27 protein-coding genes are annotated in these 26,153 nt (G+C 73.1%); 13 read left to right on the top strand and 14 right to left on the bottom strand.

Annotated features, from left to right (window positions below; translation table 11 throughout):
• Window positions 1-299 precede the first annotated feature (299 nt).
• Window positions 300-2,288, top strand: coding sequence for a VWA domain-containing protein (locus AB0G16_RS09500; protein WP_362801267.1), 1,989 nt, complete (start codon window positions 300-302; stop codon window positions 2,286-2,288).
• Window positions 2,285-3,700: an extracellular solute-binding protein gene (locus AB0G16_RS09495; protein ID WP_362801264.1), complete on the top strand. Its 1,416-nt coding sequence runs from the start codon at window positions 2,285-2,287 to the stop codon at window positions 3,698-3,700. Before AB0G16_RS09500 ends, AB0G16_RS09495 begins: the two co-directional genes overlap by 4 nt.
• A gap of 8 nt (window positions 3,701-3,708) precedes the next feature.
• Here the strand turns inward: AB0G16_RS09495 and AB0G16_RS09490 are convergent, their stop codons facing one another.
• Window positions 3,709-3,906, bottom strand: a complete 198-nt coding sequence (locus AB0G16_RS09490; protein WP_362801262.1) for a CopG family transcriptional regulator — start codon at window positions 3,904-3,906, stop codon at window positions 3,709-3,711.
• A gap of 204 nt (window positions 3,907-4,110) precedes the next feature.
• Here AB0G16_RS09490 and AB0G16_RS09485 point away from each other — a divergent pair, with 204 nt between their 5' ends.
• Window positions 4,111-5,412 (top strand): MFS transporter, encoded by a 1,302-nt coding sequence (locus tag AB0G16_RS09485; protein ID WP_362801259.1) that lies wholly within the window; start codon window positions 4,111-4,113, stop codon window positions 5,410-5,412.
• Window positions 5,402-6,166, top strand: a complete 765-nt coding sequence (locus AB0G16_RS09480) for a MerR family transcriptional regulator (RefSeq protein ID WP_362801256.1) — start codon at window positions 5,402-5,404, stop codon at window positions 6,164-6,166. The genes AB0G16_RS09485 and AB0G16_RS09480 overlap by 11 nt, the downstream gene beginning before the upstream one ends.
• On the opposite strand, the gene AB0G16_RS09475 is transcribed toward AB0G16_RS09480, so the two are convergent.
• Complete coding sequence (locus AB0G16_RS09475) at window positions 6,132-7,526, bottom strand: GH1 family beta-glucosidase (protein WP_362801253.1); 1,395 nt, start codon at window positions 7,524-7,526, stop codon at window positions 6,132-6,134. The two genes, AB0G16_RS09480 and AB0G16_RS09475, sit on opposite strands and share 35 nt — an antisense overlap.
• Window positions 7,523-7,663 carry a hypothetical protein gene (locus tag AB0G16_RS09470; protein ID WP_362801251.1) on the bottom strand — a complete coding sequence of 47 codons (141 nt, stop codon included), beginning with the start codon at window positions 7,661-7,663 and terminating at the stop codon, window positions 7,523-7,525. Before AB0G16_RS09470 ends, AB0G16_RS09475 begins: the two co-directional genes overlap by 4 nt.
• A 130-nt stretch (window positions 7,664-7,793) precedes the next feature.
• On the opposite strand from AB0G16_RS09470, the gene AB0G16_RS09465 reads away from it, so the two are divergent.
• The 6 genes from AB0G16_RS09465 to AB0G16_RS09440 all read left to right on the top strand — a co-directional run bounded on the left by AB0G16_RS09465 (window position 7,794) and on the right by AB0G16_RS09440 (window position 11,478).
• Window positions 7,794-8,741, top strand: a complete 948-nt coding sequence (locus AB0G16_RS09465) for a DUF418 domain-containing protein (protein ID WP_362801248.1) — start codon at window positions 7,794-7,796, stop codon at window positions 8,739-8,741.
• The gene (locus AB0G16_RS09460; RefSeq protein WP_362801245.1) at window positions 8,738-9,532 is read left to right on the top strand and encodes a carbon-nitrogen hydrolase family protein; all 795 of its coding nucleotides are present in this window, start codon (window positions 8,738-8,740) and stop codon (window positions 9,530-9,532) included. The genes AB0G16_RS09465 and AB0G16_RS09460 overlap by 4 nt, the downstream gene beginning before the upstream one ends.
• A 40-nt stretch (window positions 9,533-9,572) precedes the next feature.
• A complete protein-coding gene (locus AB0G16_RS09455; protein WP_362801242.1) occupies window positions 9,573-10,004 on the top strand; it encodes a hypothetical protein in 432 nt (143 codons plus the stop codon).
• Window positions 10,001-10,432: a hypothetical protein gene (locus AB0G16_RS09450; RefSeq protein ID WP_362801239.1), complete on the top strand. Its 432-nt coding sequence runs from the start codon at window positions 10,001-10,003 to the stop codon at window positions 10,430-10,432. The genes AB0G16_RS09455 and AB0G16_RS09450 overlap by 4 nt, the downstream gene beginning before the upstream one ends.
• 291 nt (window positions 10,433-10,723) lie before the next feature.
• Window positions 10,724-11,074, top strand: coding sequence for a winged helix-turn-helix domain-containing protein (locus tag AB0G16_RS09445; RefSeq protein WP_362801236.1), 351 nt, complete (start codon window positions 10,724-10,726; stop codon window positions 11,072-11,074).
• On the top strand, window positions 11,074-11,478 hold the full coding sequence (locus AB0G16_RS09440) for a zinc-binding dehydrogenase (protein WP_362801233.1): 405 nt from the start codon (window positions 11,074-11,076) through the stop codon (window positions 11,476-11,478). Before AB0G16_RS09445 ends, AB0G16_RS09440 begins: the two co-directional genes overlap by 1 nt.
• Before the next feature lie 102 nt (window positions 11,479-11,580).
• On the opposite strand, the gene AB0G16_RS09435 is transcribed toward AB0G16_RS09440, so the two are convergent.
• Window positions 11,581-11,973 carry a nuclear transport factor 2 family protein gene (locus tag AB0G16_RS09435; RefSeq protein ID WP_362801230.1) on the bottom strand — a complete coding sequence of 131 codons (393 nt, stop codon included), beginning with the start codon at window positions 11,971-11,973 and terminating at the stop codon, window positions 11,581-11,583.
• Window positions 11,974-12,035: 62 nt separating this feature from the next.
• On the opposite strand from AB0G16_RS09435, the gene AB0G16_RS09430 reads away from it, so the two are divergent.
• Window positions 12,036-12,671: a TetR/AcrR family transcriptional regulator gene (locus AB0G16_RS09430; RefSeq protein ID WP_362801227.1), complete on the top strand. Its 636-nt coding sequence runs from the start codon at window positions 12,036-12,038 to the stop codon at window positions 12,669-12,671.
• A gap of 22 nt (window positions 12,672-12,693) precedes the next feature.
• Here the strand turns inward: AB0G16_RS09430 and AB0G16_RS09425 are convergent, their stop codons facing one another.
• The 6 genes from AB0G16_RS09425 to AB0G16_RS09400 form a co-directional block, all read right to left on the bottom strand.
• The gene (locus tag AB0G16_RS09425) at window positions 12,694-14,214 is read right to left on the bottom strand and encodes a carboxyl transferase domain-containing protein (protein ID WP_362801224.1); all 1,521 of its coding nucleotides are present in this window, start codon (window positions 14,212-14,214) and stop codon (window positions 12,694-12,696) included.
• Window positions 14,215-14,347: 133 nt separating this feature from the next.
• Entirely contained in the window at window positions 14,348-15,505 is a 1,158-nt protein-coding gene (locus AB0G16_RS09420) for a CoA transferase (protein ID WP_362801221.1), read from the bottom strand.
• Window positions 15,506-15,881: 376 nt separating this feature from the next.
• The gene (locus tag AB0G16_RS09415; RefSeq protein ID WP_049562746.1) at window positions 15,882-16,085 is read right to left on the bottom strand and encodes a cold-shock protein; all 204 of its coding nucleotides are present in this window, start codon (window positions 16,083-16,085) and stop codon (window positions 15,882-15,884) included.
• A gap of 351 nt (window positions 16,086-16,436) precedes the next feature.
• Window positions 16,437-18,425, bottom strand: coding sequence for a hydantoinase B/oxoprolinase family protein (locus AB0G16_RS09410; protein ID WP_362801218.1), 1,989 nt, complete (start codon window positions 18,423-18,425; stop codon window positions 16,437-16,439).
• 16 nt (window positions 18,426-18,441) lie between these two features.
• On the bottom strand, window positions 18,442-20,754 hold the full coding sequence (locus AB0G16_RS09405) for a hydantoinase/oxoprolinase family protein (protein WP_362801215.1): 2,313 nt from the start codon (window positions 20,752-20,754) through the stop codon (window positions 18,442-18,444).
• Between the two features lie 124 nt (window positions 20,755-20,878).
• Entirely contained in the window at window positions 20,879-21,334 is a 456-nt protein-coding gene (locus tag AB0G16_RS09400) for a hypothetical protein (protein WP_362801212.1), read from the bottom strand.
• A 299-nt stretch (window positions 21,335-21,633) separates the two neighbouring features.
• Between AB0G16_RS09400 and AB0G16_RS09395 the strand changes: the two genes are divergently transcribed.
• Both AB0G16_RS09395 and AB0G16_RS09390 read left to right on the top strand, forming a co-directional pair.
• Window positions 21,634-22,281: an SRPBCC family protein gene (locus AB0G16_RS09395; RefSeq protein ID WP_362801209.1), complete on the top strand. Its 648-nt coding sequence runs from the start codon at window positions 21,634-21,636 to the stop codon at window positions 22,279-22,281.
• Window positions 22,282-22,334: 53 nt separating this feature from the next.
• On the top strand, window positions 22,335-23,021 hold the full coding sequence (locus tag AB0G16_RS09390; protein WP_362801206.1) for a thymidine kinase: 687 nt from the start codon (window positions 22,335-22,337) through the stop codon (window positions 23,019-23,021).
• Window positions 23,022-23,384: 363 nt separating this feature from the next.
• Here the strand turns inward: AB0G16_RS09390 and AB0G16_RS09385 are convergent, their stop codons facing one another.
• The 4 genes from AB0G16_RS09385 to AB0G16_RS09370 form a co-directional block, all read right to left on the bottom strand.
• Window positions 23,385-23,975: a MarR family winged helix-turn-helix transcriptional regulator gene (locus tag AB0G16_RS09385; RefSeq protein WP_362801204.1), complete on the bottom strand. Its 591-nt coding sequence runs from the start codon at window positions 23,973-23,975 to the stop codon at window positions 23,385-23,387.
• Window positions 23,976-24,059: 84 nt separating this feature from the next.
• Window positions 24,060-24,395, bottom strand: a complete 336-nt coding sequence (locus AB0G16_RS09380) for a hypothetical protein (RefSeq protein ID WP_362801201.1) — start codon at window positions 24,393-24,395, stop codon at window positions 24,060-24,062.
• A 21-nt stretch (window positions 24,396-24,416) separates the two neighbouring features.
• Window positions 24,417-25,316: a hypothetical protein gene (locus tag AB0G16_RS09375; protein ID WP_362801198.1), complete on the bottom strand. Its 900-nt coding sequence runs from the start codon at window positions 25,314-25,316 to the stop codon at window positions 24,417-24,419.
• Window positions 25,317-25,341: 25 nt separating this feature from the next.
• A complete protein-coding gene (locus AB0G16_RS09370; protein WP_362801195.1) occupies window positions 25,342-26,124 on the bottom strand; it encodes a carbon monoxide dehydrogenase subunit G in 783 nt (260 codons plus the stop codon).
• Window positions 26,125-26,153 lie beyond the last annotated feature (29 nt).

Here is a 26,153-nt window from a genome sequence, read left to right as displayed (position 1 = left end):
CCGGGACCATCAGGACCCCCGGGGCCGCCAGGACCGCCGGGGCCGCCGGAAACGAATGCCCGTCCGGTGAAACGTCGATTCACCTCCGCCTCCCGAATACCCGCCGAATGTCCTCCGGATGCCCGTGAAATGTCCGGCCCGACGCCCCCGCATTTCCGCCTCCCGAAATACGGTCGGCCGGAAATCACCGGCGAGGGCCGCCTCTTTTCGTAGATCACAGGAAGTCGGCCGTACGGTGAGGAACCGACGTAGGGTGAGCGCGAAGGCACGGGTGGACCACCTGCGGAGACGACACAGAGATGGTGCAGAGCGAGAGGACCACGGAGCCCCGCCCTCCGGCGGACGGCACCGGGTCGACGGAACGCGCCTGGCAGCTCGTGACGGCTTTCTCCAACGCCCTCGTCCAGACGCTTCTCGTTCTTCTCGCCCTTTCCGTTTCCACGGCCTCGAAGCTGGTTCTCGTCGGAGGAATTCTCGCGCTGACGGCGCTGACCATTTTCCCGGGCCTGCTGCTCCGGAACGCCGTCTGGCTGCGCCGCGCCTTCCCCGGGTGGACCAGCGGCCTGCTGGTGTCCCTCTTCCGCGGCGCGCAGAGGAACGTCTGGCGGCTCCTCGCGGCCGGCGTCCTGATCACGATCCTCGTCGTGCTGGCCGTGGTCCCCAAGGACGAGCCGTGGCGGACCTGCCAGATCCCCGACGAGATCACCCTGCTGGCCTCCGACGAGACCGCCCCGGTCATCCGGCGGGCCGCCGGGGAGTTCATGGCGGGGAAGGTCGACTGGTGGGGGTGCCGCCAGGTGAACATCACCGTCAGCGGCCTGCGGGCCGGTGAGGCGCGCGAACGGCTGAGGGACTGGACCTTCCCCGTCCAGCCGGCCTCGGAGCGGACCGCCAGGCAGGCACCGGGCGCCCGGCCCGACGGGTGGATCGCCGACTTCGCCGAGGAGATCGACTACGTGCGCAGGGACGAGAGCCCCGCCGAGGGGCGGACGTTCGGCGAGCGGACGATCGTGGCGACCTCCCCGCTCGTCATCGCCGCCTCCCCGGCCCTCGCCGACGACCTCACCCAGGGCGACTGGCGCCCGGGCGGGCGGGAGTGGGCCTCCCTGCTGCGAGGGAAGAGCGGCAGCCGCCTGCAGGTGCTGCGCACCCATCCCCGCGCCTCCAACGTGGGCCTGATGGCCGCCGCCGCCGCGCCCCTGCCCGACGAGGACCTCTCGGCGAAGGTGCGGCTGAGCGACGACGCCCGCGACATGATGTGCCGGTACGCCGGATCCCGCGAGGCGTCCCCGATGCTGCTGACGGAGCAGCAGCTCCACGAGCTCAACCTCGGCCTGTCGGGCGCCGGACCGGCGCCGGGCGGCTGCGCGGACCCGGCCACGCCCGGCGGGCCGCCGTCACCGGTCACCTGGCGGGCCTCCGTGCCGAACGAGCCCCCGCTGACGGCCGTCTACCCGGCGGGCGGTCACGCCATGCGGTACGCCTGCGTCTCCAAGAAGTGGCCCGACCTGAAACGCCCCGCCGTGATCAAGCGGACCGTCGAGGAGTTCTGCGACGCGCTGCGGGAGATCCTGCCCCGCTACGGTTTCCGGGACGAGGGCGGCCGCCTGGCCCTCGACAGGCTGCCCAAGCGGACCTCCTGGCTGAGACCCGAGGCGCCGGTGGCGGACTGGAAACCGGACGTGCTGGCCCTGCTGCACGGGCTGCGGGCCCCGCTCGGCGAGCACGTGCTCGTCCTGGTCGACGTCTCGGGCTCGATGGCGCGCAACAAGGTGAACGACGGCCGCTCGCGGCTGGAGGCGGCGATCCAGCTGGCCCAGCTCGTCGTCACCTCCCGGGGCGGCGACCTGACCACCGGGATCGAGACGTTCTTCCCCGGTGACGGCCACGCCGCCGACCTCGTCCCGGTCCTCGACGGCGGGAAGGCCCTCGCCGACGAGCTGGGCACGGTCCTGGAGGACTACCGTGCCGGTTCGCGTCCCGACCCCGCGATGCGTCCCGTCCTGCGGGAGGTCCTCACCCGGATGCAGAGGACCGGCGACCCGCGGGATCGGCGGATCGTGCTCGTGCTCACCGACGGCGGCAACCCCGGCGGGCTGACCGCGGACGACCTGAGGGGACGTGACGGCGTCCGGCTGGTGATGCTCTCCTTCGACCTGCACGGCTGCGACACGCCCCCGCTGCCGGAGTTGCGCGACAGGGAACTGATGTCCTGCCACGACGTGAGCAACGATCCGGAGCAGACGCTGGACGACGCCTTCAACGAGCTCCGGGCGGCCACCGGATGAGCCGCCTGCTGACAGTGGTCCTGTGCCTGCTCTGCCTGGTGGCGAGCGGCCCGCCGGTGCCGCCCCCCGGCCCCTCGGCGGGCGGCTGCGTGCTGCGCATCGCCACCGGGGCCGACGTCTCCGGAGGCGTCCGCGAGCAGGCGCTGGAGGCCGTGTGGAACGGCGTTCCCGGCAGGCCCCGGGCGTGCTTCGTGGCGATCTCCTCGGTCGCCGACGAGCAGCGCAGCGCGATGATCTCGGCCGCCCAGTCCAGGGCGGGCCACTACGACGTGTTCAACCTCGACATCCAGTGGATCCCGGAGTTCGCCGAGGCGGGATACCTGCGCCCGATCGACGCCGGCACGCACGGGGGGACCAACGACTTCCTGTCCGAGGTCTGGTCCGCGGGCACCTGGAAGGGGGTCCGGTACGCGGTGCCGTTCAACACCGACGTCGGCCTGCTCTACCGCCGCTCCGACGTGCGCAGACCGTTGAGCTGGCATGACATGACCGTCCTCGCCACGGCCCGGCGCTCGGGCGCCTCCCGGGGAGACCTCGGCCTGGCCGGGCAGTTCGCCTCCTACGAGGGCCTGACGGTCAACGCGCTGGAGGCGATCTGGGCCGGGGGCGGGGAGGTGGTCGACGCCGGCGGCCGGGTCGCGATCGCCGACGGGGCGGGGGTGAAGGCCGTCGCCGGGCTCATCGCGGCGGTCACCGGCGGCGTGATCTCCGGCGCGACCCTGGACGTCAAGGAGGCGGAGTCGCTGAACACCTTCCGCGAGGGACGCGCCCTGTTCCTGCGGCACTGGCCGTCGGCCCACGAGGTGCTGTCCGGGGAGCGAAGCTCCGGCGGGATCGGTTTCGAGGCGACCGCGCTGCCCTGGCAGGGCGTGCTGGGCGGGCAGTACCTCGCCGTCTCCCGGCACACCCCCCGGCACGCACTGGCCCAGCGCCTGGTGGCGGCGCTCACCGGCCGCGAGGCGGCCGTGCTGCTCTACCAGTGCGGCGGGTTCGCCCCGGCCAGGGTGTCCGCGCTGTACGAGGAGGTCAGGGCCGACTGCGGCGGCCCGGCGCCCACGACCGCGCCGCCCGGCCCCGGCGCCCCCGTCGCGGCGTCCCCGTCCGCGTCGGCGTCCGCGTCGGCGTCCTCACCCGCCTCGGGGACCGGATCCGGTACGGGACCCGAGGCGAGAGGTGGGACCACCCCCGAGCCCGAGGCCGAGGGCGTGCCGCCCGACACGCTGCTGCGCGCCCTGACCCGGGCCAGGCCCCGGCCGTCCTCCCCCTACTACAGCCAGTTCAGCCGGGTCTTCCGCACCGAGGTCCACGAACTGCTGAGCTGCTGGGCGCTGGGGCGCAAGGGATGCCAGGACGCGAAGACGTTCACGGCCGCCCTCGCCCCCAAACTGAGAAAGGCCCTCGCCGGCGGCTGACCGGCGGATCACCCGGCGAGCCGGTCGAGAAGGGGCCTCCACCGGCGAGCGACCTCGATCGCGAGCCGGTCGACCTCCTCGTCGCCGGAACGACGTGCCAGGTATTCGTCCACGGCGGACAGCACCACCTGCCGCACGCTTCGCCCCTCTGTCCCGGCCCGCCGCCTGAGGGCGTCGGCCTGCTCGTCGGCGAACCGCGATGTCATGGCCACGCCTCCGGTCGCCGGCAGGAGCCGGTGTCACCGCGGCGCCGTGGCCGGGAGCATACGCGCCGTCACCCAGAGGCTCCACCCGCCTCACCGTCCGCCGGGGCGAGGGGGCGCCTTCGGGTTCGCGCGGGTCCCGGCCGGTCGTGCCGTCCCGGTTCCGGCACTTGCCCCGGACGTAACGTCATGGTTTTCACTGGCCGCATGAGACGCGTTCCCCTGATCTACCTGGCCTCCTACGTCCTGTCCCTGCTGGGAAACTCGATCGCCGCGGTCGCCCTGCCCCTGATCGTGCTGCAGACGACGGGGAGCGTCCTGTCCGCCGGGATCCTCTCGGCCGCCACCGCGGTGCCGGCGTTCGCCGCGGGCCTGGTCATGGGAGTGGTGATCGACCGGATCAACCGGCGCACGTCGTCGGTGATCACCGACCTGATCTCCGCCGCGTCGCTCGCCGCCCTGCCCGTCGTCGATCTCGTGACCGGCCTGAACCTGGGCTGGTTCATCCTCTTCGGCGTCGTCGGCGCGATCGGCGACGTGCCGGGGATGACGGCCCGCGAGGCGCTCCTGCCCGCGATCGTGCGCGTCGGCGGGGTCTCCGCGGAGCGGCTCATGGGCGTCAGGGAGAGTCTCGGCGCGCTGGTCATGGTGATCGGGCCGGCCGCGGCCGGGAGCCTGCTGGTCCTGTTCGACGGTTCCATGGTGCTGTGGATCACGGCCGGCACCTCGTCCGCCGCGGCGATGCTCACCCTTCTGATCCCCAGGGACATGGGCGCGATCCCCGCCGGGACCGGTTCGGCGCCCTCGTCGGGCCGGGAGCAGCTGAGGGAGGGCTGGCGGGTGCTGTTCCGGCGCGACCGGTTCCTGCTCACGGTCACGATGCTCAACCTCGTCATGGTCGCCGTGATCGTCGCGCTTCAGGGGATCGTCCTGCCCGCGCACTTCACGTTGATCGACCGCCCGGAGATGCTCGGTTTCGTGCTCACCGCGATGGCGGCGGGAACCCTCGTGGGCAGCGGCCTCTACGCCGCCCTGGGGACGCGGGGGCCGCGCCGGGCCTGGTTCACGACCGGGATGCTGGGCACCGCCGTGGGCGTCGGCGTGATCTCGGCCCTTCCCTCGATGTGGGTCGTCTTCGCCGGGGCTTTCGCGCTGGGCTTCTCCTCGGGACTGTTCGGCAGCCTGCTCGGGGTCCTCATGATCGAAAGAATCCCCGACGGCGTGCTCGGCCGCGTCATGGGGACGCAGAACTCCCTCATGATGATCACGGGTCCGGTGGGGATCCTCGCCGCCGCGCTCATCGCCCAGTTCGGCGGCCTGACCGCCGCGGGAGCCACCATGGGCGTCGTCTGGGCCGTCGCCGTGCTGGTGGCGCTCCGCGCTCCCGCCCTGCGTAACCTTGACAGAAGGAACGGACAGGGCGTACGCGGCACGGACGAAGTGGACGACGTACCCGGAACGGGAGACGCGCGGGACACGGGACGGGAGATGACCGGGCATGCGCAGTAGCGACCTGGCCTCGCTCGCGGACGTGACGGTCCGCACGCTGCGCCACTACCACCGGATCGGCATCCTGCCCGAGCCCGAGCGCGACCCGAGCGGGTACCGGCGGTACACGATCCACGACCTGATCCGGCTGCTGCGCATCAAGCGGCTGGCCGCGCTCGGCCTCCCCCTCGACCGGGTGGCGGGCGTCCTGGACTCCGAGGAGGAGGACCACGACGACCTGCTGGGCGACCTGGAGCGCGAACTCGACGCCCAGATCGCCCGGCTCACCCGGCAGCGGACCCTCCTGGGGGTGATCCGCGAGCACCGCGCCTCCCCCGACGTGCCCCCGGAGCTCGCCCGCTTCTTCGAGACCTTCGCCCTGGCGGGCGCCTCGCCGGCCATGAACAGGATCGACCGGGACCAGTCCGTCCTGCTCGCCCATCTGCTCGGCGAGGAGGGCGTCCCGCACCTGACCGGGTTCTACGAGCGCATCGCCGCGCCCGGGACCATCGAGGTGGTGACGGAACTCGCCCGGCGCTTCGACCGGCTGGAGGCCGACGCGGACCCGGCGGTCGTCGGCCGTCTCGCCGACGACTTCGCCGAGCGGATGGGGGCGCTCGTCGCCGAGCTCACCTGGCCGGACGGACGCGACAACCTCCTGGACGGGAAGCTGTACGGGCTCTTCGACCAGTACATGCGCGACGCCCTGAACCCCGCCCAGAAGATCGTGATCGCCCGCGTCATGGAACGGCTGGGAGCGCCCCCCGGCCGGTGACGACGTCCCGGTACCAGCCGTAGCTCGTCTTCGGGGTGCGGGCCTGGGTGGCGTAGTCGACGTGCACCAGGCCGAAGCGGGCGGCGTACCCCCGGGCCCACTCGTAGTTGTCCAGCAGCGACCAGCAGAAGTAGCCGCGCACGTCCACCCCCTCGGCGACGGCGTCGGCGACGGCGGCCAGGTGCTCGGCCAGGTAGGCGACGCGGCCGGTGTCGTCCAGCTCGCCGGCGTCTCCGTAGCCGTTCTCGGTGACGAGGATCGGCGGCAGCCCGGGGAAGCGGGCGGCGAGCCCGGTGAGGGTGTCGCGCAGGCCGCGCGGCTCGATCCGCCAGCCGAGCCCGCTGGTGCGCGGACCGTCCGGCATGACCGTGCGCACCCCGATGTCGTAGGCCGAGCGCAGCGCCGGGTCGGGCTGGGCGTACGGGGCCGCGGCGGCGTGGATCGGGTAGTAGTAGTTCACCCCGAGGAAGTCCAGCGGGGCCGAGACGAGCTCCAGGTCGCCGTCGCGGCGGAACGAGAAGTCGGTGATCTCCCCGTAGACCTCGGCCATGTCGGCGGGGTAGGCGCCGCCGAGCAGCGGCTCGGTGAACTGCCGGTTGACCATCAGGTCCATCCGGCGGGCCGCGGCGGCGTCCTCGGGGGACGGGCTCGCGGGCACGCCCGGCGACATGTTGAGGGTGACGCCGACCCGCTCGCCCGGCCGGGCGTTCTCGCGCAGGCGCGCGACGGCGAGACCGTGCCCGACGAGCAGGTGGTGCGCCGCGGCCAGGGCGCCGTGCCCCTCTCTGGCGCCTGGCGCGTGGCGGCCCTCGGCGTACCCGGTGATCGAGGAGCAGTACGGCTCGTTCAGCGTGGTCCAGTACGGCACGCCGTCGAGGGCCTCGTGCACGGTCGCGGCGTAGTCGGCGAAGCGCTCGGCGGTGTCGCGGACCCGCCAGCCGCCGCGGTCCTCCAGCGCCTGGGGCAGGTCCCAGTGGTAGAGGGTGACGAACGGCACGATGTCGCGCTCGCGCAGCGCGTCCACCAGGCGGCGGTAGAAGTCGAGCCCGCGGCGCTCGACCCGGCCGCCGCCCTCGGGGAGGACCCGCGGCCAGGCCACCGAGAAGCGGTAGGCGCCCACGCCGAGACCGGCCAGCAGCGCCACGTCCTCGGGCCAGCGGCGGTGGTGGTCGCAGGCCGGGTCGCCCGACTCCCCCGCCGCGACCGCGCCGGGCACTCGGGCGAAGGTGTCCCAGATCGACGGGCCCCGGCCGTCGGCGTCGACGGCCCCCTCGATCTGGTAGGCGGAGGTGGCCACCCCCCACAGGAAACCGGGCGGGAAGGAACCCGCCGCCGGGACACGGACCTCGGACGCGGTCATACCTTGATCATCTCTGCCATGATGCATCCGATGATATGCCCGCCGGACGACACGCCCGCGAGCGCCTCCGGGACCTCGGGCGCCGCGAGGACCACGAGGACCACGGGAGCCGTCGGCGCCACGAAGGTCGCGGTCACGGGGACGACGGAGGTCACGGAGGTCACGGAGGTCACGGAGGTCGGGAAGGCCGGGGAGGCGGGCCGGAACACCCGCGGCGCCTCCGGAGCCCTATGCACGCCCGATGCCGGAGTGGTACGCCTGTCTGTCGTGACCCGAAGACTCCCCGACCTCGACGTGCTCCGCGGCTTCGCGGTGTGCGGGATCATGCTGGTCAACACCTGGCAGCTCACCCGCGGCCGCCTGGGCGATCCCGGGCGCAACGCGGTCGACCTGTGGGTGGAGAACCTGCTGCAGGGCAGGTTCTACCCGATCTTCTCGTTCCTGTTCGGGCTGAGCTTCGTGCTGTTCCTGAACTCGGCGGCCGGGCGGACGAGGGGTCCGCGCATCGTGCTGCTGCGCAGGCTGGCGGTTCTCACCGTGATCGGCGCGCTCCACTGGCTCGTCAATCCCGGCGAGGTCCTGCTGCCGTACGCGATCTTCGGCGCGCTGGTGCTGCTGCCCGCCTCGCTCCTGCCGCCGCCCGCGATGGCGGTGCTGGGGATCGTCCTGACCGGGTACGCCGTGCACCACGGGGGCGGGGTGGTGCTCATCCCGGGGCTGTTCCTGCTGGGCGCGGCCGTGATGGGGAGGCCGCCGTCCGGGCGGCTGCTGCTGCCGGTCTTCCTGTTCTCGGCGGTGCTGGGCGCGGCCCTCACCGCGCTGTGGATGATCAGCTCCGGTGACTACTCGCTGTACTACCGGGGGACCTACCCGGCGGCCGGGCTGACGACGGCCACGGCCTACTGCACCGGGGTGCTGCTCCTGCTGCGGACCCGGGCGCGCGGGGCACTGACGGCGGTGCTGGCCCCGCTGGGCCGGACGGCGCTGACCAGCTACCTGGTGAGCACCCCGGTCATCCTGCTGTCCCTGCCGCTGCTCACCGCCGACCCGACCCGGGTCACCGGCCTGGTGTTCGCCCTCGCCGTCCTGGTGGTCCAGATCCTGTTCAGCCGGGCGTGGCTGGCCCGGTTCCGGTACGGGCCGCTGGAATGGGTATGGCGGAGTCTCACGTGGATGGAACACGTGCCGAACCGACGGATAGGGTCACACCCGTGACACGCATCGCCCTGTGCCAGATCCCCGTCTCCGAGGATCCAGACGTCAACCTGAGCCGCGCCCGCGACGCCCTCGGAGAGGCCGCCGCGGGAGGCGCCGAGCTCGCCGTCCTGCCGGAGGCGACGCTCACCCGGTACGGCAGGCGGATCACCGACCTCGCCCAGCCGCTGGACGGGCCGTTCGTCACCGGGCTGGCCGCGTCGGCCCGGGAGCACGGCCTGTCGGTGATCGCGGGGGTGTTCGAGCCCGGCGAGGGCCGGGTCCACAACACCGCGGTCGCCATCGGCCCCTCGGGGTCGATCGAGGCGGCCTACCGGAAGATCCACCTGTTCGACTCCTTCGGCGCCCGCGAGTCCGACCTGGTCGCGCCGGGCGACACGCCGGTCGTGGTGGAGCTGGCCGGCCTGCGCGTCGGCCTGGTCACCTGCTACGACATCCGCTTCCCCGAGCTGACCCGGGCCCTGGTCGACGCCGGGGCCGAGGTGTTCGCGGTGATCGCCGCCTGGGGTTCCGGGCCGATGAAGGAGGAGCACTGGACCACCCTGGTCAGGGCGCGGGCCCTGGAGAACACCACCTGGGTGGCGGCCGTGGGCCAGGCGCCGAACCCCGAGGCCCGCGACGGTTTCGGGATCGGGCGGAGCATGCTGGTCGATCCGATGGGGGTGGTCCGCACCGACCTGGGGTCCTCGCCCGGCGTCCAGACGTGCGAAATCGACTCTCAGATCACGATTGCCACCCGGAATGCCCTGCCGTGCCTGGAACACCGGCGGCTCCAGGTCGGCGGATCGTAAAATGCCGAGCGTGAGTGAGCCACCTGGGCGTAGAACGCAGATGCAGAAGGTCATACCGCCTCGGCTGCTCGTGCCCTATCTGGCCGGCAGACGCACCGTGATCTCGGGGTACGTGTACCGGGTTCAGGACTGCGCGCGGCTGACCACCCCCGCGCAGCTCTTCGCGGGCCTCGACCTGGGGTTCGAGGGCTCGGAGCTGAACGCCACGGTCCCGGAGATCTACCTGATGCGCTGGTTCGCCCGTGACATGGACGCCTACATCGTCCCCTACGGCCCGCACATGGGAGGTGACTGGAACGATTCACCGCCTTTCGCGGGGAACGGCTTCACCACCTCGCGCGAGCACGTGGTGCCGCAGTTCCACACCACCCCGATGCCGATCCCCGCGGGAGCCGAGATCATCCACGTGACGCCGGGCGAGGAGCGCCTGTTCGGCCTGTACGACGGCCTGAGCTGGCGGCCCGCCTCATGAGCGCCGAGATCGAGCCGGTGGCCTCGGGGTTCGCCGCCCGTCACCGGGGCCGGACGTACGCCGCGGCCCTCGGCCCGGGGAGTTCCGAGGTGGTGCTGTTCAGCGAGGAGGCCAAGGCCGGCTTCGAGGCGGCCTCGGGCTACTGGCGGCTGACGGTGGCCCGCGAGGACCTGGAGTGGCTGGTGCTGGTCCGCACGGTCGGCGCGTTCGGCGGCGAGCCCTGCCTGGTCCTGGACGTCTCCGAGGAGAACGGCGAGGAGAACCTGCACATCGCCTACACCGGGCACAGCGGGATGAAGGCCGAGGCGCTGGGGTACTGGATGGTCGACCACGGCGCGTACGAGGTCGTCGTCCCCCGCGACGAGGTCTTCTCCGTCCGGATCGAACGCCTGCCGGTCCCCCTGACCCCGGCCGACCCGGAGCCGTAGCAGGCCCTCCCGACCCCCGACCCCCGACCCGGGGCTCGAGCGCCGTGACGCCTCGGGCCCCGGGTCTTCGCATGCCCAGCCCCTCGCGCCCGGCTCCCTTGTGCCTCGCCCCGTTCGCGTCCCGCCCCGTTCGCGTCCGGCACCCTCGCGCGGCGCCCTCTTCATGCCCGGCCCGCCTCACGCACAGCCTCACACCCGCCGCCCGCGCCGCTCCCGGAGCCCTTGCGGTTCCCGAGGACGTGCATGCCAATGTTTCACATGTAAGAAAATTCTTATAGGTGAAGGAACCCCATGACAAGGGCTCGACCCACCGGCGACGAGCTGGTCGAGATTCTGGGCGCGCTGGCCAATCCCCTACGGCTGCGTGTCATCGCGAAGCTGGCCGAAGGCCGTGACTACGTGAGCCACCTCGCCCGCGAGATCGGCGTGAGCCGTCCTCTCCTCCACATGCACCTGCAACGGCTGGAGGCCGCCGGACTGATCGTCGGCAGCCTCGAACTCTCCGAGGACGGCAAATCCATGAAGTACTACGAGGTCGCGGATTTCGATCTGCGGCTGACCGCCTCGGCGCTGGCCGAGGCGGTCGAGACCCTCACCCGAGCGGATCCGTCCACGGGTCCCGTCCCCAAGGAGCGGTCCTGATGTACCTCGCCGCGGTCGACACCGCGACCTGGCCCGGGACGGTGCTCGTCCTGGGCGTCTGCCTGCTGGCCACGATCCTGATCATCGGTGTGCCGGCGAGCGCCCACGAGTTCCGCAAGACAACGCTCGTGCTCTCCGGTTCGAGCGGCGGGCGCCTGCTCGGGCCGATGGGACGCATCCTGCGGGCGTCCGCGCTCTCGCCCTTCGTCCGGCAGCGGATGCCGGTGCTCCTCGCGGCGTCGAGCGGGAAGCTGCTCGACGAGCTCACCGAGCTCGTCGATTCGGGGAAGGTCGTCCCCGCGGTGGAGAGGACGTACCCGCTGCACGAGGCGCCCGAGGCGCCGCGGCACTTCGCCGAGGAGCGCGCCCGCTCGAAGATCGTGATCACCGTCCCGCCCGCCTGACCCGCCCTCTCGAGCCTCTCACGCCGCCGGCACCGCTCACGCGGTCGCGGTCGCGGTCGCGGTCGCGGTCGCGGTCGCGCCGATCACACCGTCCGGCGCCCCTCAGGCCGGGAGCAGGGCCTCGTGCCATCTGGCGGTGTCGGTGTACTGGTGCAGGGAGACGAGCCTCCCGTCGCCGACCCGCCACAGGTGGGCGAACTCGGCCTCGTAGGAGCGGCCGGTGGCCAGGGCCGTCCCCCGGTAGTGGCCGGTGACGAGGACGTCGCCGTCGGCGGTCTCCCGATAGGTCTCGTCGTACGGGGCGGTGTCGTAGGCGCGGGCCACCCTCCCCCACACCTCGAAGATCATCGACTCGGGGCCGTGGTGCGCGCCACCCACGCCGCACGGCATGCCCGGGGCGACGTGGCCCTCGAAGTCCGGGTGCAGCAACCGGGTGAGGGAGTCGACGTCGCGCTCCCGCAGGGCGCGATAGAGATCCTTGACCAGTGGGAACATGGCGCCTCCGTTTTAGTGAAAGTATTCTAGAATGCGTTCACTAATATCATGGGAGGACGGTCGTGGGAAGACAGGCCAGGTTCACCGAGGAGCGGATCCTCGACGCCGCGCTGGAGACCGTGGCGCGGGAGGGGGTGGCGGGGGCCACGGTGGCGGCGATCGCGGCGCGCCTGGGAGCGCCGGTCGGCTCGATCTACCATCGCTTCCCCTCCCGCGACCTGCTGCTGGCCCGGCTCTGGATCCGCTGCGTCCAGCGCTTCCAGGAGGGGTTCCTCGACGCCCTGGCCGCGGGAGACCTGGAGCGCGCGGCGGTCCACACGCCCCGCTGGTGCCGCGAGCACCTCGCCGAGGCCCGCGTGCTCCTGCTCCACCGCCCGGCGGACCTGGTCGCGCGCTGGCCCGCCGAACTGGGCGAGGAACTGGCCGCCCTCGACGCGAGGACGGCGGGCGCCCTGACGGCGGCCGCCGGCGGCGCTCCCGAACTCCCCGCCACCCCCGGGCTCCCCGGCCCCTCCGGCCTCCCCGATCCCTTTGTCCCCTCCGATCCCTCTGTCCCCTCCGGGCGGGAACGGCTGGTGTTCGCCCTGGTCGACGTCCCCTACGGCGCCGTGCGCCGCCACCTCGCCGCCGGGCAGGCGCCGCCCCCTCTGGTCGACGCCCTCGTCCTGCGGACCTGCCGCGCCGTCCTGTCCCCCTGAGCGACACGCGCGGATCGGTCCCCTATCCGGCCTGCCGGCCGTCTCCTCCCGGGAGGCCGAGGGCGCGGTAGCGCGCCAGCCGGGCGGCGAGGCGGTCGCCGGGCTCCTGGGCGAGCAGCCCGGCGATCTCGTACTCCAGGGTGCGCGCCAGGCGGCGGCAGAACGCCTCGGGCTCGTAGGCGGCGTCCGGCGACTCCGGGATGATCCGGTCGACGAGGCCGTCCCGGCGCAGGTCGGTGGAGATCACCCCCTGGGCGGCGGCGATCTCCGGGGCGAAGTCGACGCTGCGGTACAGCAACGCCGAGGCGCCCTCCGGGGAGAGCGGCGACAGCCAGCCGTGCTGGGCGCAGAGCACCCGGTCGGCGGCCAGCAACGCGAGGGCGGCGCCGCCGGCGCCCTCCCCCAGCAGCAGGCAGACGGTCGGCGCGTCGAGCATCACCAGGTCGGCCACGGAGCGGGCGATCTCGGCGGCCAGGCCGCCCTCCTCGGCCGCCTTGGAGAGCGCGGCCCCGGCGGTGTCGATCACGGTCACCAGCGGCAGTCCCAGTTCGGAGGCCAGGCGCATGCCCCTTCTTGCGACCCGGAGCCCGGCCGGGCCGAGCGGGGCGTCGATCCGCTGGCGCCTGCGGTCCTGGCCGAGCACGATCGCCGGGGCCCGGCCGAACCTGGCCAGCGCGAGGATCAGCCCCGGATCGTTCTCACCCACGCCGGTGCCGTTGAGCGGGGTCACCTCGTGGGCGCCGAGCTTGAGCAGCGCCCGCACGCCGGGGCGGTCGTCCCGGCGGGAGCGGCCGATCGCGTCCCACGCCTGGATCGGCGGGATCCGCTCGTCGGGGTCGGGCCCGGGGTCCAGCCCCCGGCGGGGGGCGCAGAGCACGGCGAGCGCCCGTGCGGCGATCCGCCGGGCGTCCTCGGCCGACACGACCGCGTCGACCAGCCCGTGCGCGAAGAGGTTCTCGGAGACCTGGACGCCCTCGGGGAACGGGTAGCCGTGCAGCGCCTCGAACACCCTCGGGCCGAGGAAGCCGATCAGCGCGCCCGGCTCGGCCGCGGTCACGTGCCCGAGCGACCCCCAGGAGGCGAAGACCCCGCCGGTGGTGGGGTGGCGCAGGTAGACCACGTACGGCAGGCCCGCGGCTCGGTGCGCCGCCACCGCGGCGGTGATCTTCACCATCTGCACGAAGGCCATCGCCCCCTCCTGCATCCGGGTGCCGCCGGAGGCGGGGGCGGCCAGCAGCGGGAGCCGCTCGGCGGTGGCCCGCTCGATCGCGGCGGTGAGCCGCTCGGCCGCGGCCACCCCGATCGAACCGGCCAGGAAGGAGAACTCGCACGCGATCACCGCCACCCGGCGCCCGTCGAGCAGCCCCTCCCCCGAGACGACCGACTCGTCGTACCCCGTCCTGGCCCGGGTCGCGGCCAGCTCCGCGGCGTAGTCCGAGCCCTCCGGCGCCGGGTCGGCGGGCGCGGTGTCCCACGACGACCACGTCCCCGGGTCGAGGAAGGTGTCGATCAGCGTGCGCGCGTCGGGCCGCGCCGGGGTCACGGCCGCGCTCCCCGGTCACCCGAGCCGGACCGTGCCGGGGCCGTGCCCGCACTCCCCGGGGCGGCACCGGAAGGCACGGGAAGGCTCGGGGACGACGGCGTCCGGGGCCGCCGTCCCGGGGTCCGCGGTCGCCTCATCGTTCGCGCTCCTCCAGCCACGCGAGGACCTCTTCGTCGTGCTCGCCGAGCGCGGGCGGGGCGGTGTGGCGCAGGGGCGGGTCGCCGTCGAAGCGCAGCGGCGGCCCGGGCAGCTCGATGGCGCCGAGCACCGGGTGGTCGACCTCGACGATCAGGCCCTGGGAGCGGGTCTGCTCCCAGGCGTAGACCTCGTCGATGGACCTGATGGCCCCGGCGGGCACGCCGGCCTCGCCGAGCGCGGCCAGCCAGTGGGCCCTGTCCCGTGTGGCGAGCACCTTCTCCATGTCGGCGATCAGCTCGTCCCGATGCGCGAATCTTTCCCTGTTGATCGCATATTTCGTGATATTCGGATCGATGTCCAGCAGGGCGGCGACCTTGCGCCACTGCGCGTCGTTGGCCGCCGCGATCTGGATCATGCCGTCCGCGCAGCGGAAGGCCCCGTAGGGGGCGATGGAGGCGTGGTGGTTGCCGCCCGCCCCGGGGACCTTGCCGCCGACCGTCCAGGCCGTGCCGTGGTAGGAGTGCACCCCGGTCACCGCGGCCAGCAGCGAGGTCCGCACCACCTTGCCCCGCCCGGTCCGCTCCCGCTCGTAGAGCGCGGCGACCACGCCGTACGCGCCGTGGATGCCGCCGAGCAGGTCCGCGATCGAGGCGCCCACCCGGTACGGCTCCTCGGGCGAGGGGCCGGTGAGGCTCATCAGCCCGGCCTCGCCCTGCGCGATCTGGTCGTAGCCGGGCCTGCCGCCCTCGGGGCCGTCGTGGCCGAAGCCGGTGATCGACAGGATGACCAGGCGGGGGTTGAGCTCGTGCAGCCGCTCCACGGGGAAGCCCAGCCGGTCCAGCACGCCGGTGCGGAAGTTCTCCACCAGGACGTCGCTCTGCCGTACCAGGCGCTCGATCAGCGTCCTGCCCTCGGCGGACTTGAGATCGACGGCGATCGACCGCTTGTTGCGGTTGGCCGCCAGGAAGTAGGTGGAGATGTCGCCGTCGGGGCCGACGAAGGGCGGGCCCCAGCCGCGCGACTCGTCCCCTCCCCCGGGATGCTCCACCTTGATCACCCGGGCTCCCAGGTCCCCGAGCATCTGCGCGGCGTGCGGGCCCGCGAGCGCGCGGGAGAGGTCGAGGACGACGATGTCGCCGAGTGCTCCCTGCAAGATCAACCTCCGGTGCGTGGTGACCGGGCCCGGGGAGGGCTCGTCGCTCCCCGGCCGCCTGTCATGAGACCACCGGCCACGGTACCCGGGCGCGGGAATCCCATGATCTCTCATGACGTCACCCGGCAGGCGTCCGGGGGGAGATCGGGCTCGACGGGGGCGTAACCGGAGCGGACACGGGCGGGAAGGCGCGCCCGGGGGACGCGAGGAGGCGGCCCGGAGCCGACGCCGCCGGGGAGACGGCCCCGGGGGCGTGAGGAGGAGGGCCGATCCGGTGCGGGCACGCGTCGGGACGACGAACCCGGGGCGGAGACGAGACGAGCCGGGGCCCGCACCTCGGAAGGTGCGGGCCCCGGCCCGTGATGCGCGTGCTACGTCAGGCGGGAACGATGTTCTCGGCCTGCGGGCCCTTCTGGCCCTGCGTGACGTCGAAGGAGACCTTCTGGCCTTCCTGGAGCTCACGGTAGCCCTGCGCCGCGATGTTGGAGTAGTGAGCGAAGACGTCGGCGCCGCCGCCGTCCTGCTCGATGAAGCCGAAGCCCTTTTCAGCGTTGAACCACTTCACAGTTCCCGTTGCCATCTCGATCTCCTTCGATAGGTGGCAGAGCCGGAATCCGCACCTCGCGAATCCCGCGTCGCCGCGATGAGCCCATCCGGAGATGACCGGGAAAACAAAATGCACCTGAAGGGTTATCCGTCAGGTGCACACAAAGTTTCATGGGTACCACAACCGCAACTGAGTTCAGCGTAGCACCTCCTCGCACCACTCGCGAACCGGCACCGCACCACCGGCATTTCCTCGATCGGCCCCCCTGGCCGGCGTCATCCGGTCGCACGCCGCCATCCGGTCACGCGCCACCGGGGGGCGCGTGACCGGCCGACGGCGGAGGGCGCGGCACCGGCGACGCCGGGAGCGCCGCGCCGGCCGCGATCAGAGGTGGTCCACCTCGGCGTGCGGCAGGCCGCCCGACAGGGACGGAAAGCCCGGCCCCCGGTCGAAGAAGGGCGGGTTCGCCGCCAGGAGGGCGCGCAGCTCGGCACGGCGCGCCTCGGTGGCCTCGACGTCCACCCGCGGGCCGTCCGCCCGCGGGCCGTCCGCCCGCGGGCCGTCCGCCTGGAGACCGGCGGCCCGGGGAACGTCCGTCCGGGGGGCGTCGGCGGCCCCCGTCAGGATCACGCCGTAGTCGTCGCGGGCGCCCTCGGGCGAGACCTTGCCGTCGCGGACGTCGGCGGCCACCAGCGCGGGGTCGCGGTCCAGCGGGCAACCCCAGCCGCCACCGCCCGTGGTGCGCACCCGGACGACCTCTCCGGCGCGGACCGGTGAGTCGTCCACCAGGCCCTCCATCGGCCTGCCCTCGATCTCCACCGTGAAGGGGCTCCCGGCCCGGCCTCCGTTGACACCCCAGCAGGACAGGATCGAGCGGTCGGCGATGGACATGAACGAGGCGTCGCGGAGCATCCGCAGGTGCTTGTCGTAGCCCAGCCCGCCCCGGTAGAGGCCCGGGCCGCCGGAGTCGCGGGCCAGGCCGAGCCGCTCCACCCGGAAGGGCCAGCGGGACTCGGCGAACTCCACCGGGATGTTGCGCGAGTCGGGCACGACGTGGATGGTGTCCTCCCCGTCGGCGTACCACCGGCCGCCGGAGCCGCCGCCGAGCACCTCGCGCATCAGGTAGGGGGTGCCGTCGGAGTCCTCCCCGTACACGCCGGTGTAGCGGATGGTCTCCTGGTCGGCGGGCATCCGCCCGCCGGTGGCCTTGGCCAGCACCCCGGCGAGCACGCCCAGCAGGCGCAGGATCACGAACGTGCGGGCGTTGGTGGGGGCCGGGAAGACCGGCGTGAGCAGGGTGCCCTTGCCGGGGAAGCGCATCTCGATGAGCGGCACCACCCCCTCGTTGACGTCCAGTTCGGCCATCCGCTCGGGGGTGTCGGCCAGGTTCCGCAGGATCGGGGCCAGCCACTTCTTCAGGAACACCCCGTCGGCGTAGTCGCCCGCGTGGTTGATCGGCCCCTTGGCCTGCGGCGAGGTCCCGGTGAAGTCGATCACCAGCGGCGCGGGGGCCGAGTGGTCGACGACGAGGGTCATCCGCTGGGTGTGCAGGCGGGGCGGGTCGACGCCGTCGTGCTCGGCGTAGTCCTCCCACACGTGCGTGCCCTCGGGGATCTTGGCGAGCAGCTCCCTGCGGAAGGTCTCGGTGGTGCCGGAGACGATCGCGTCGAAGCACGCCTCGACCGCCTCGCGCCCGTACCGGTCGAACAGCTCCGCCAGCCGGCGCGCGCCCATCAGGCAGGCCGAGCACTCGGCGTCCAGGTCCCCGGCGAGCGAGTCGGGCATCCGGGAGTTCCTGGTCATGATCGTCAGAGCCGCCCGGTTGGGCACGCCCCGGTCCCAGAGCTTGATCGGCGGGACCATCAGCCCCTCCTCGAACACGCTGCGCGCGTTGCTCGGCATGGAGCCGGGCACCGCGCCGCCGATGTCGTCGTGGTGGCCGAACGCCTGCACGAACGCGACCACCTCGCCGTCGTGGAAGACCGGCACGGTCACGCACAGGTCGGGCAGGTGCCCGATGCCGCCCTCGGACAGGTAGACGTCGTTGTGGAAGAACACGTCGCCGGGGTTCATCTCGGCGACCGGGAAGTCCCTGACGATCGGCTGGACCAGCGCCGAGTAGGACCTGCCGGTCAGCTTGCGCAGCCGTACGTCGTGGATGCCGGCGCGGAAGTCGTGGGCGTCGCGGATCATGGGCGAGCGGGCGGTACGGGCGATGGCCGTCTCCACCTCCATCTCCACCGACGCGAGCGTCCCCTCGACGATCTCGACCAGGACGGGGTCGGCCGCGCCCCTCACGTCCCCCGCACCGTTCACGTCCCCCGCACCCCGCACGTTCCCCGCGCCCTTCATGTCCCTCGCGTCCTCGGCCATGTCCCTGTTCTCCCTCTCACCGGGCCGGGTCCGCCGCACGGCGCACCTCCAGGTTCCCGAACGCGTCGACGGTCGCGGTGAAACCGGGGTGCAGCGGGAGCGTGGACCCGTACTCCTCGATGACCGCCGGTCCCGCGATCTCCGCCCCGGCGGGCAGGCCGGAGCGGCGATGGACCGGGACCGGTCCCCACGCGTCGTAGAAGACCTCGCGGGAGGCCGCCGGCTCGGGGCGTCCCGTGCCGGCCGGCCTGCGGGCGAGCACGGGCCGGGTGATCGGGCCGATGCCCGAGACGCGAAGGTTGACCCATTCCACCCCGTGACGGGGATCGTCGCGGTAGCCGTACCCGTAGAGCTTGCGGTGCTCGGTGTGGAAACGCTCCAGCACCTCGGCCCGCCACGCCTCGTCCAGCGGGCCGGCCGGGGCGGGCACCCTGACCTCGTAGGCCTGGCCGTAGTAGCGCAGGTCGGCGCTGCGGGCGTGGACGTGCTCGGTGGCGGGGAAGCCCTCACGGTCCAGGGCGGAGGCGGCCCGGCCCTCCAGCTCCCCGAAGATCTCCGCAGCGGTCTCCAGGGAGAGGTCGCGGGTGACGAAGGTGCGCACGTAGTCGTTCTTGACGTCCACGGTGAGCAGCCCGAACGCCGAGACGTTGCCCGGGTCGGACGGGACGATCACCGACGGCAGGCCGAGGATGTCGATCAGCCTGCAGACCAGCAGCGGCCCCGAGCCGCCGAAGGCGACCATGGGGAAGTCCCGCACGTCCAGGCCCCGCTTGACGGTGATCTGGCGGATGGCGTTCGACTGGTTGAACGCGCTGATCTCCAGGACGCCCGCGGCGGCCCGTTCGGGGGTCAGCCCGATCCTTCCGGCGAGCTCCTCGATCCCCTTCCGGGCGGCGTCCGCGTCGAGCGGGATCTCCCCGCCGAGCAGGTGCGGCGGGACGCGGCCGAGGAAGACGTGCGCGTCGGTGACGGTGACCTCGGTGCCGCCCCGGCCGTAGCAGAGCGGGCCGGGGTCGGCCCCCGCCGACCTGGGCCCCACCTTCAGGGTCCCCTCGGGGGAGATCCACGCCACGGACCCTCCGCCCGCGCCGACCGTGACGATGTCGATCATCGGGATCTTGCAGGGGTAGCGGCCGACGTTGCCCTCGGTGGTCAGCGACGGCTCCCCGTCCACGACCACGGCGACGTCGGTGGAGGTGCCGCCGCCGTCGAGGGTGATCACCGAGGGGTGGCCGGCGGTGCCGGCGATCAGCGCGGCGCCGAGCGCGCCCGCCGCCGGGCCGGACAGCACGGTGGTGATCGGCTGGTGTACGACCTCGGCGGCGGAGAGCACGCCGCCGTTGCTCTTCATGACGGAGAAGGGCATCCCCGCCGGGCCGCGCGCCCGGCCGCCCTCGGTCCCGCTCCCGCCTCCCTGCCCGTCCTGAGCCCCTTCCCAGCCCTGGGCCTCTCCCGCGTCCGGGGCCTCTTCCCCGTCCTCGCCCGCGGTCCCGGCCGCCTCCCGGGAGCGGCTCGCCTCCTCCAGGCGTTCGGCCAGGTTGGCGATGTAGCGGCGCATGGTCGGCTTGACCGCGGCGTCGACCAGCGTGGTGACCGACCGCTCGTACTCGCGGTACTCGCGCAGCACGTCGGAGGAGATCGAGACCACGGCGTCCGGGTGCTCCCTCTCGAGGACCTCCCGCATGCGCTGCTCGTGCGCGGGGTTGGCGTAGGAGTGCAGGAAGCAGACCCCGATCGCGGTGATGCCCCGCTCGCGGAACCATCGGGCCGCCTCGGCGGCCTGCGCCTCGTCGAACGGCCGCACCTCGGCCCCGGTGTGGTCCAGGCGCCCGCCGACGGTCCTGACCCGGTGCACCGGGACGATGCGGGGCGGCTTCACCCAGAAGTAGGAGTTGCCGTAGCCGTCCGGCACGCTCTGGCGGGCGATCTCCAGGATGAACTCGAAGCCCTCGGTGGTGACGAAGCCCAGATCGGCGATGCGATCCTCGAGGAGCTGGTTCGTGGCGACCGTGGTGCCGTGCACGACGGCCGACACGGCCCTCAGGTCCGGCCCGGTCGTCCCCGTCCCCGTCCCCGTGCCCGGATCCGTCCCCGCGTCCGGGCCGGTCCCCGCGGCCTCACCCGTTCCCGTTCCCGTGACCGCCCCGGTGTCCCGTCCGGCTCCGGCCGCCTTCCGCAGGACCTTCCGCACCCCCTCCATGAACCCGTCGGCCGGGTTGGCGGGGGTGGAGGGTGTCTTGGTCGTGGTGATCTCACCGGTCTGCTCGTCCACCGCGACCACGTCGGTGAACGTGCCTCCGGTGTCGACCCCGATACGGACGCTGCGCATCCCCCGTGTCTACCCAGTCCGGACGACCCGGCAAATCGGCGGACCCTGCCGAAGCTGCACCCGGTCATTGGGCAGTGTTGGCGCCGGCCCGCCGGCGACCCCGCCGGTGAACCTGTCGGCGGACCTATCGGCGGCGGGGGCCCATCGTGGTGTTGATCACCGCGTCGGCGTCGTGCGCGTGGACCTTGGCGGCCAGCCGGATGGCCATCTCGTTCGTACGGCGCAGCTCGGCCTCGACCCGGTCCTTGCCCGACTGGCCGACCTGCACGCCGAAGTAGGCGCCGATGATCGCCCCGGAGACCCCGACCAGGCCGGCGAACGGCGCGGCCGTCTCCCCGTTGCGGAACGCGATCACCACGAAGCCGACCAGGATGACCACGAGGCCCATGACGACGACGTAGAACCCGTACCGCCAGCGTGCGGCCTCGGCCCGGGCGGCGACGGCCTCGTCCTCGGACATCATCACCGCGAGCGCTGTGGGTATCCCCGCCGTCTCCGCGCCGGAGGACCCCGAGGGGCCCTGAATCACGGTGGCCGGGGTCTTACCGAGGGGCGGAGCGGAGTTGTTGGTGGTCGTCACAGGTTCTCCCACTTTTCGATAGGCCAGAAGGAATCTCCCACGCTTTTCACCGCCAAGCCAAGTCGGGCCGTACCGGCCGGGGAGCGCCCCGGGCAGGGCGTCCGTCCCGCCGGAGTCCCGTACGGAACGCCGGAAGACAGGGGGAACGAGAGGGACAAGGGGGACGGCGACGACGGGGACGACGGGAACGACGGGGACACCAAGGAAACATCGCGATCACAATCCGCGCCCGCGGTACCGGATCACGACCGGACAGGATAGAAGACATGTGATCACTTCCGACGTCTCCGGGAGCTTCCATGACAAAGCCCCTTCGACTCCTCCGGCTCCTCGTGGCGCCGCTGTCGGCCGCGCTGCTCCTCCTGACCGTTCTGCCGGCGCCCGCCCAGGCCGAGACCGACCCGCTGGCCGCCGCACGCTGGCAGGCCGCGTGGGACACCTACCGGTTCTACGAGTGCCTGACCGCCCCGCTGCCGATCACCGGACGGAGCCGGGTCGAACGCGACATCTCCATCGATATCGACGCTCCGGCGGAACAGGTGTTCGACGCCTACTCCGACATCGAGAACCACCTCGGCATCCACCCGTTCCTGCGGCGGGTCCTCACCCACCGGGACCGGACCGAGAACGGCGTCCGGCTCGTCGACCTCACGGCCGTCGAGGACGTCCCGGTCGCCGGCGTGCCCGTCTCCTCCGAGACCCACGCGCAGCAGCGCCTCCACCGCGACGAGCTCTTCTACGAGACCGACACCTGGACCCTGCCGAACGTCGTCACGCACCAGAGGATCTCCTTCGAGGACCTGGGCGACGGGCGCACCCGGGTCACCGAGCACCTCGTCTTCGAGGCGAGCGTCCTGCTCATCGACTTCACGGTGACGAACGGCGTCTCCTCCCACCGGCGGACGCAGGCCGGGCTCAAGGAGGCGATCGAGAGCGGCGAGCTCTGATCGCCCGCCCTCCGGGGGCGGGGGCACGGGCCGGGGCACTAGGCTGGCGCCCCGTGATCGAACCGTCCGCCCTCTCCCCCGTCCCCGCCGGTTCGCGGGACGGGGTGCTGCGCTTCTACTTCGGCCCGATGGACTGCGGCAAGTCCACGCTGGCCCTGCAGATGAACTACAACCACGGGCGGCAGGGCAGGCGCGGCCTGGTGCTGACCAAGCACGACCGCTCGGGCGGTCCCCAGATCACCAGCAGGATCGGCCTGGGGAGCGACGCGGTCGAGGTGGTCGACGACCTCGACCTGGTGGCCCTGGTCCGGGCGCACGAGCCCGTCGACTACGTCATCTGCGACGAGGCGTGCTTCTACACGGTCGAGCAGATCGAGCAGCTCGCCGACCTCACCGATCATCACGGCGTGGACGTGTACGCCTTCGGGCTGGCGTCCGACTTCCGCTCGCGGATGTTCCCCGCCGCCCAGCGGCTGTTCGAGCTGGCCGACGAGATCAACCGTCTCCAGGTCGAGGTCCTGTGCTGGTGCGGGCGTCCCGGTCACCTGAACGCCCGGGTGGTCGGAGGGACGATGGCCCGTACCGGTGAGCAGGTCGTCATCGGCGACACCGGGGCGGACCAGATCCGCTACCAGGTCCTGTGCCGGCGCCACCACCGCTCCGGCGAACTGGGCCGGCCGGTCGGCGCCTCCTCCGAGGCGGCCGGCGTGTCCCGGGCTCAGCGGGGCCGGTCTCAGTAGGGCAGCAGCCGCCCCGACGGGGTCCGCAGATCCAGCGTGACCCGGGCGGGGCGCCGCGAGCGCTTGCGGATTCGGATCTGACGCATCGTGAGGAACTCCTGTCGCGTGCTCGTACGGGCCGGGTCCTCCGGTTCCCGCCGAGTGCCGCCGTTCGGCCGGTACCGCCGTCCGTCCGGTCGGCACCGTCGTTCAGGACAGACCTTCCCCTCGTGGGGCGAATTACCAGGAAGAGGGAGGAATCTCCGGGCTGGGGAGCCCGGGAGGCGCCGGAAAGGGCGGAGTCCCCGGGCCACCGGGCCGAAGGGAGATCTTTGCTGACGCGCCCCGCGACCGGGCACCGGGGACGCCGGGATCGGCGCCCGCTCACCCCCGGGGCGCGGTGGCGTTCGCGACGAAACGAACGAGAAGCCTGGCGAAGACCTCCCTGTCCTCCGCCGGCCAGTCCGCGGTGAAGGAGTCGAACCTCTCGTTCTGCCAGCGGCGGGCGGCGGTCAGCAGCTCGCGGCCGGACGCGGTCAGCACGAGGTCGGCGTGGCGGGCGTCCCCTTCGAGGGTGCCGCGCCGGACCAGGCCGGCGGCCACCGCGTCGGCGACCATGCGGCTGGCGACGGAGCGGTCCACCCCGAGCGCCTCGGCGACGTCCCGCACCCCGACGCGCGCCGCCCGATCGGCCCGGCCGGCCCCGGTGCCGTCCGCCCCCCGGGCGCCGGCGTCCCCTCCGGTGCCGCCGGCGTCACCGACATCACCGAGGTCACCGGTGGCTCCGGTGGCTCCGGAGCCACCGATGACGTCGACGATCACGACGCGCGAGACGTGCCCGCTCTCGGCGCCGTCACCGGCGGCCTGCTGGGGCCATCGCCGTGACCAGTGGCGGACCAGCGCGAACAGCGCGGGCCCCGCCTGGCCGGGGGCGGGACCGCCGGGCCTCACCCGCCGATCATGAGGGTTGCGCATGGGCACAGCATCACACCCGCGCCTGACAGGTGCAAACGACACACGTGCCGTGCCCGCGGCCGCGACGGCCGAGCCCGAACGGTCCTAACCGGAGAACCTCTTCGCGCGATCCCGCGCCCATCGCGCGGCTCTGGCCACCTGGTCGCCGGTGAAGGGCGCGCCGGGCATCCGGCTCAGACGTTCCACCTGCTCGGCGTAGCTCAGGTGCTCCCGGCAGGCGTGTTCCCGGCAGGCGAGACAGGTGACGCTCTCCGGGTGGGGAGAGGTCATCGCGTAGGGCACCTGGATCCCGCAACCGGTGGTGACGACACTCGGCGCGTCGGGTACGAGCCCCAGCATCGAGACGATCGCATTGCGGAAGCCGGCACCGGCCTGCACCGCCCCCTGCTCGACATGGACGTGCGGATCGGTCTCGCTCATCTGCCCCATGTCCGGATCCCGCTAGCGGGTGTCGGCGATCTCGGCGAGGCGGGCGGCCAGTTGCTCGGGCTCGCCGTCGATCAGCGCGGAGACCCCCCGCCACCAGGCGAACCACTCGCCGCTGCGCCACATCCAGTCGATCCGCTCGATGGCGGCGATGACGTCGCCCCTGGTCCGCCATGCGTCACCGGCCTGCGCGGTGGAGGCTCCGTGCCGCAGCGCCCAGGCGTGCAGGGTCGCGGCGGCCTCGCCGTCGACCGGCTGCTCGTACGGGTCGGGACGCTCGTCCAGCCGGTGCGGCCCCAGCCCCGCCGCCACCCCCCAGCTCCACTGGGCCTCGGCCGGACGGGAGTAGCGCAGGGAGTCGAAGTCGAGGTCGGAGCCCAGGGAGCCGTCAGGACGGCGTACGACCACCGCGTCGAGCCTGCCCCCGGCGTCGAAGGAGACCACGATCCGCGCACCTGGCGACGCGTCGGCGGGCAACCGGACCCGGTCCTCGGCCTGCCAGGAGTTGAGGTCGGTGACGGCCGACGCGCCTCCCCACGCCTGGTCGGCGACGTCGTCGGCGATCCAGGCGGCGAGCATCTCCAGGACGGTCAGGTCGGTCCACGGATCGACGGCGGTGGAGGTCTGGAGCACCTCGTCGGGCGCGGGCAGCTTGCCGCCGCGCTCGCGTCGCCACCACGTCTCGCCCAGCTCGCGCGTGCCGACCAGGAGGGCGGCCACCGCGGCGAGCTCGGTGGACCTGCGGGTGAGGGGGGCGCCCCGGGCGAGCTCGACCGCGCGCGCGACGCGGTCGGCACCAAGCGCCTCCTCCGCCTGGCGCAGCAGCAGGGCCGCCTCCGGCCGCTCCTCGCCCAGCAGGTCCCGGATCAGTCGTCTGGCCTCGGTCCTCGCGTCCTCCGCACGTCCCTCACGCATACCGACACGGTACGCCGGGAGATCCTCAGGTGCGAGCGCCACCGCGGGAGCGTCCGAGCAGCCAGCCGATCACCGCGCTGCCGAGCGCGACACCGGCGCCCATGCCGAACGCGGCCAGGAGCGACCAGGGGGGCGCCCCGGTCCTGGCCCGGTCGGCGGGGCGGTCGGCGGGGCGGTCGAAGACGCGTGCGCCCGGGGCGGCGGGGACGGGTCCGGGCCCGGCCGCGCCGTCCGCGTCCGGCCCGGCGGGGACAGCGGGGACAGCGGGGACACCGGACGGCGTGCCGTTCGTCACGGCCCGGCCGGTCCCCGCGAGGACGGGAGCGAGAGCGGGGACGGGGGCGGAGGCGGAGGCGGAGGCGGAGGTCTGCGCGGCGATCAGGTGGCTCTCGACGGCCGAGAAGAAGTCCCCCGCCGTCCTCTTGGCGACGGAGCCGAGCATGCGCTGCCCGACACCGCCGATCATGCCCCCGATCACGGCCTCGGCGTCGTAGTCGACCCGGGTGCCGCCCTCGACCTCGCTGAGGCGGATCTCCACCGTGGCCTCCACGGTGCCGGGGGCGCCCTGGCCCCGCGCCCTGAGCACGAACCGCTCGGGGGGCCGGGGCTCGGAGAGCGCCACCTCACCCTGGTAGACGCCCTTGATGGAGGCGACTCCCGCGGTGACGGTCATCCGGTAGGTGTCCGGCGCCGTCTCCTCCAGGCGCTCGCAGCCGGGGATCGTGCGCACGAGCACGGCCGGGTCCTGGAGCGCTGACCACACGCGGTCTCTGTCGATGCCGAGCACGGCACTGCCTGCGAGCTTCACACCAAGCACCCTAGGCAATCGGCGGGCGG

This window comes from Streptosporangium sp. NPDC023615, from assembly GCF_040640155.1.
GTDB lineage: Bacteria > Actinomycetota > Actinomycetes > Streptosporangiales > Streptosporangiaceae > Streptosporangium.
This window is presented reverse-complemented; position numbering and strand designations above follow the sequence as displayed.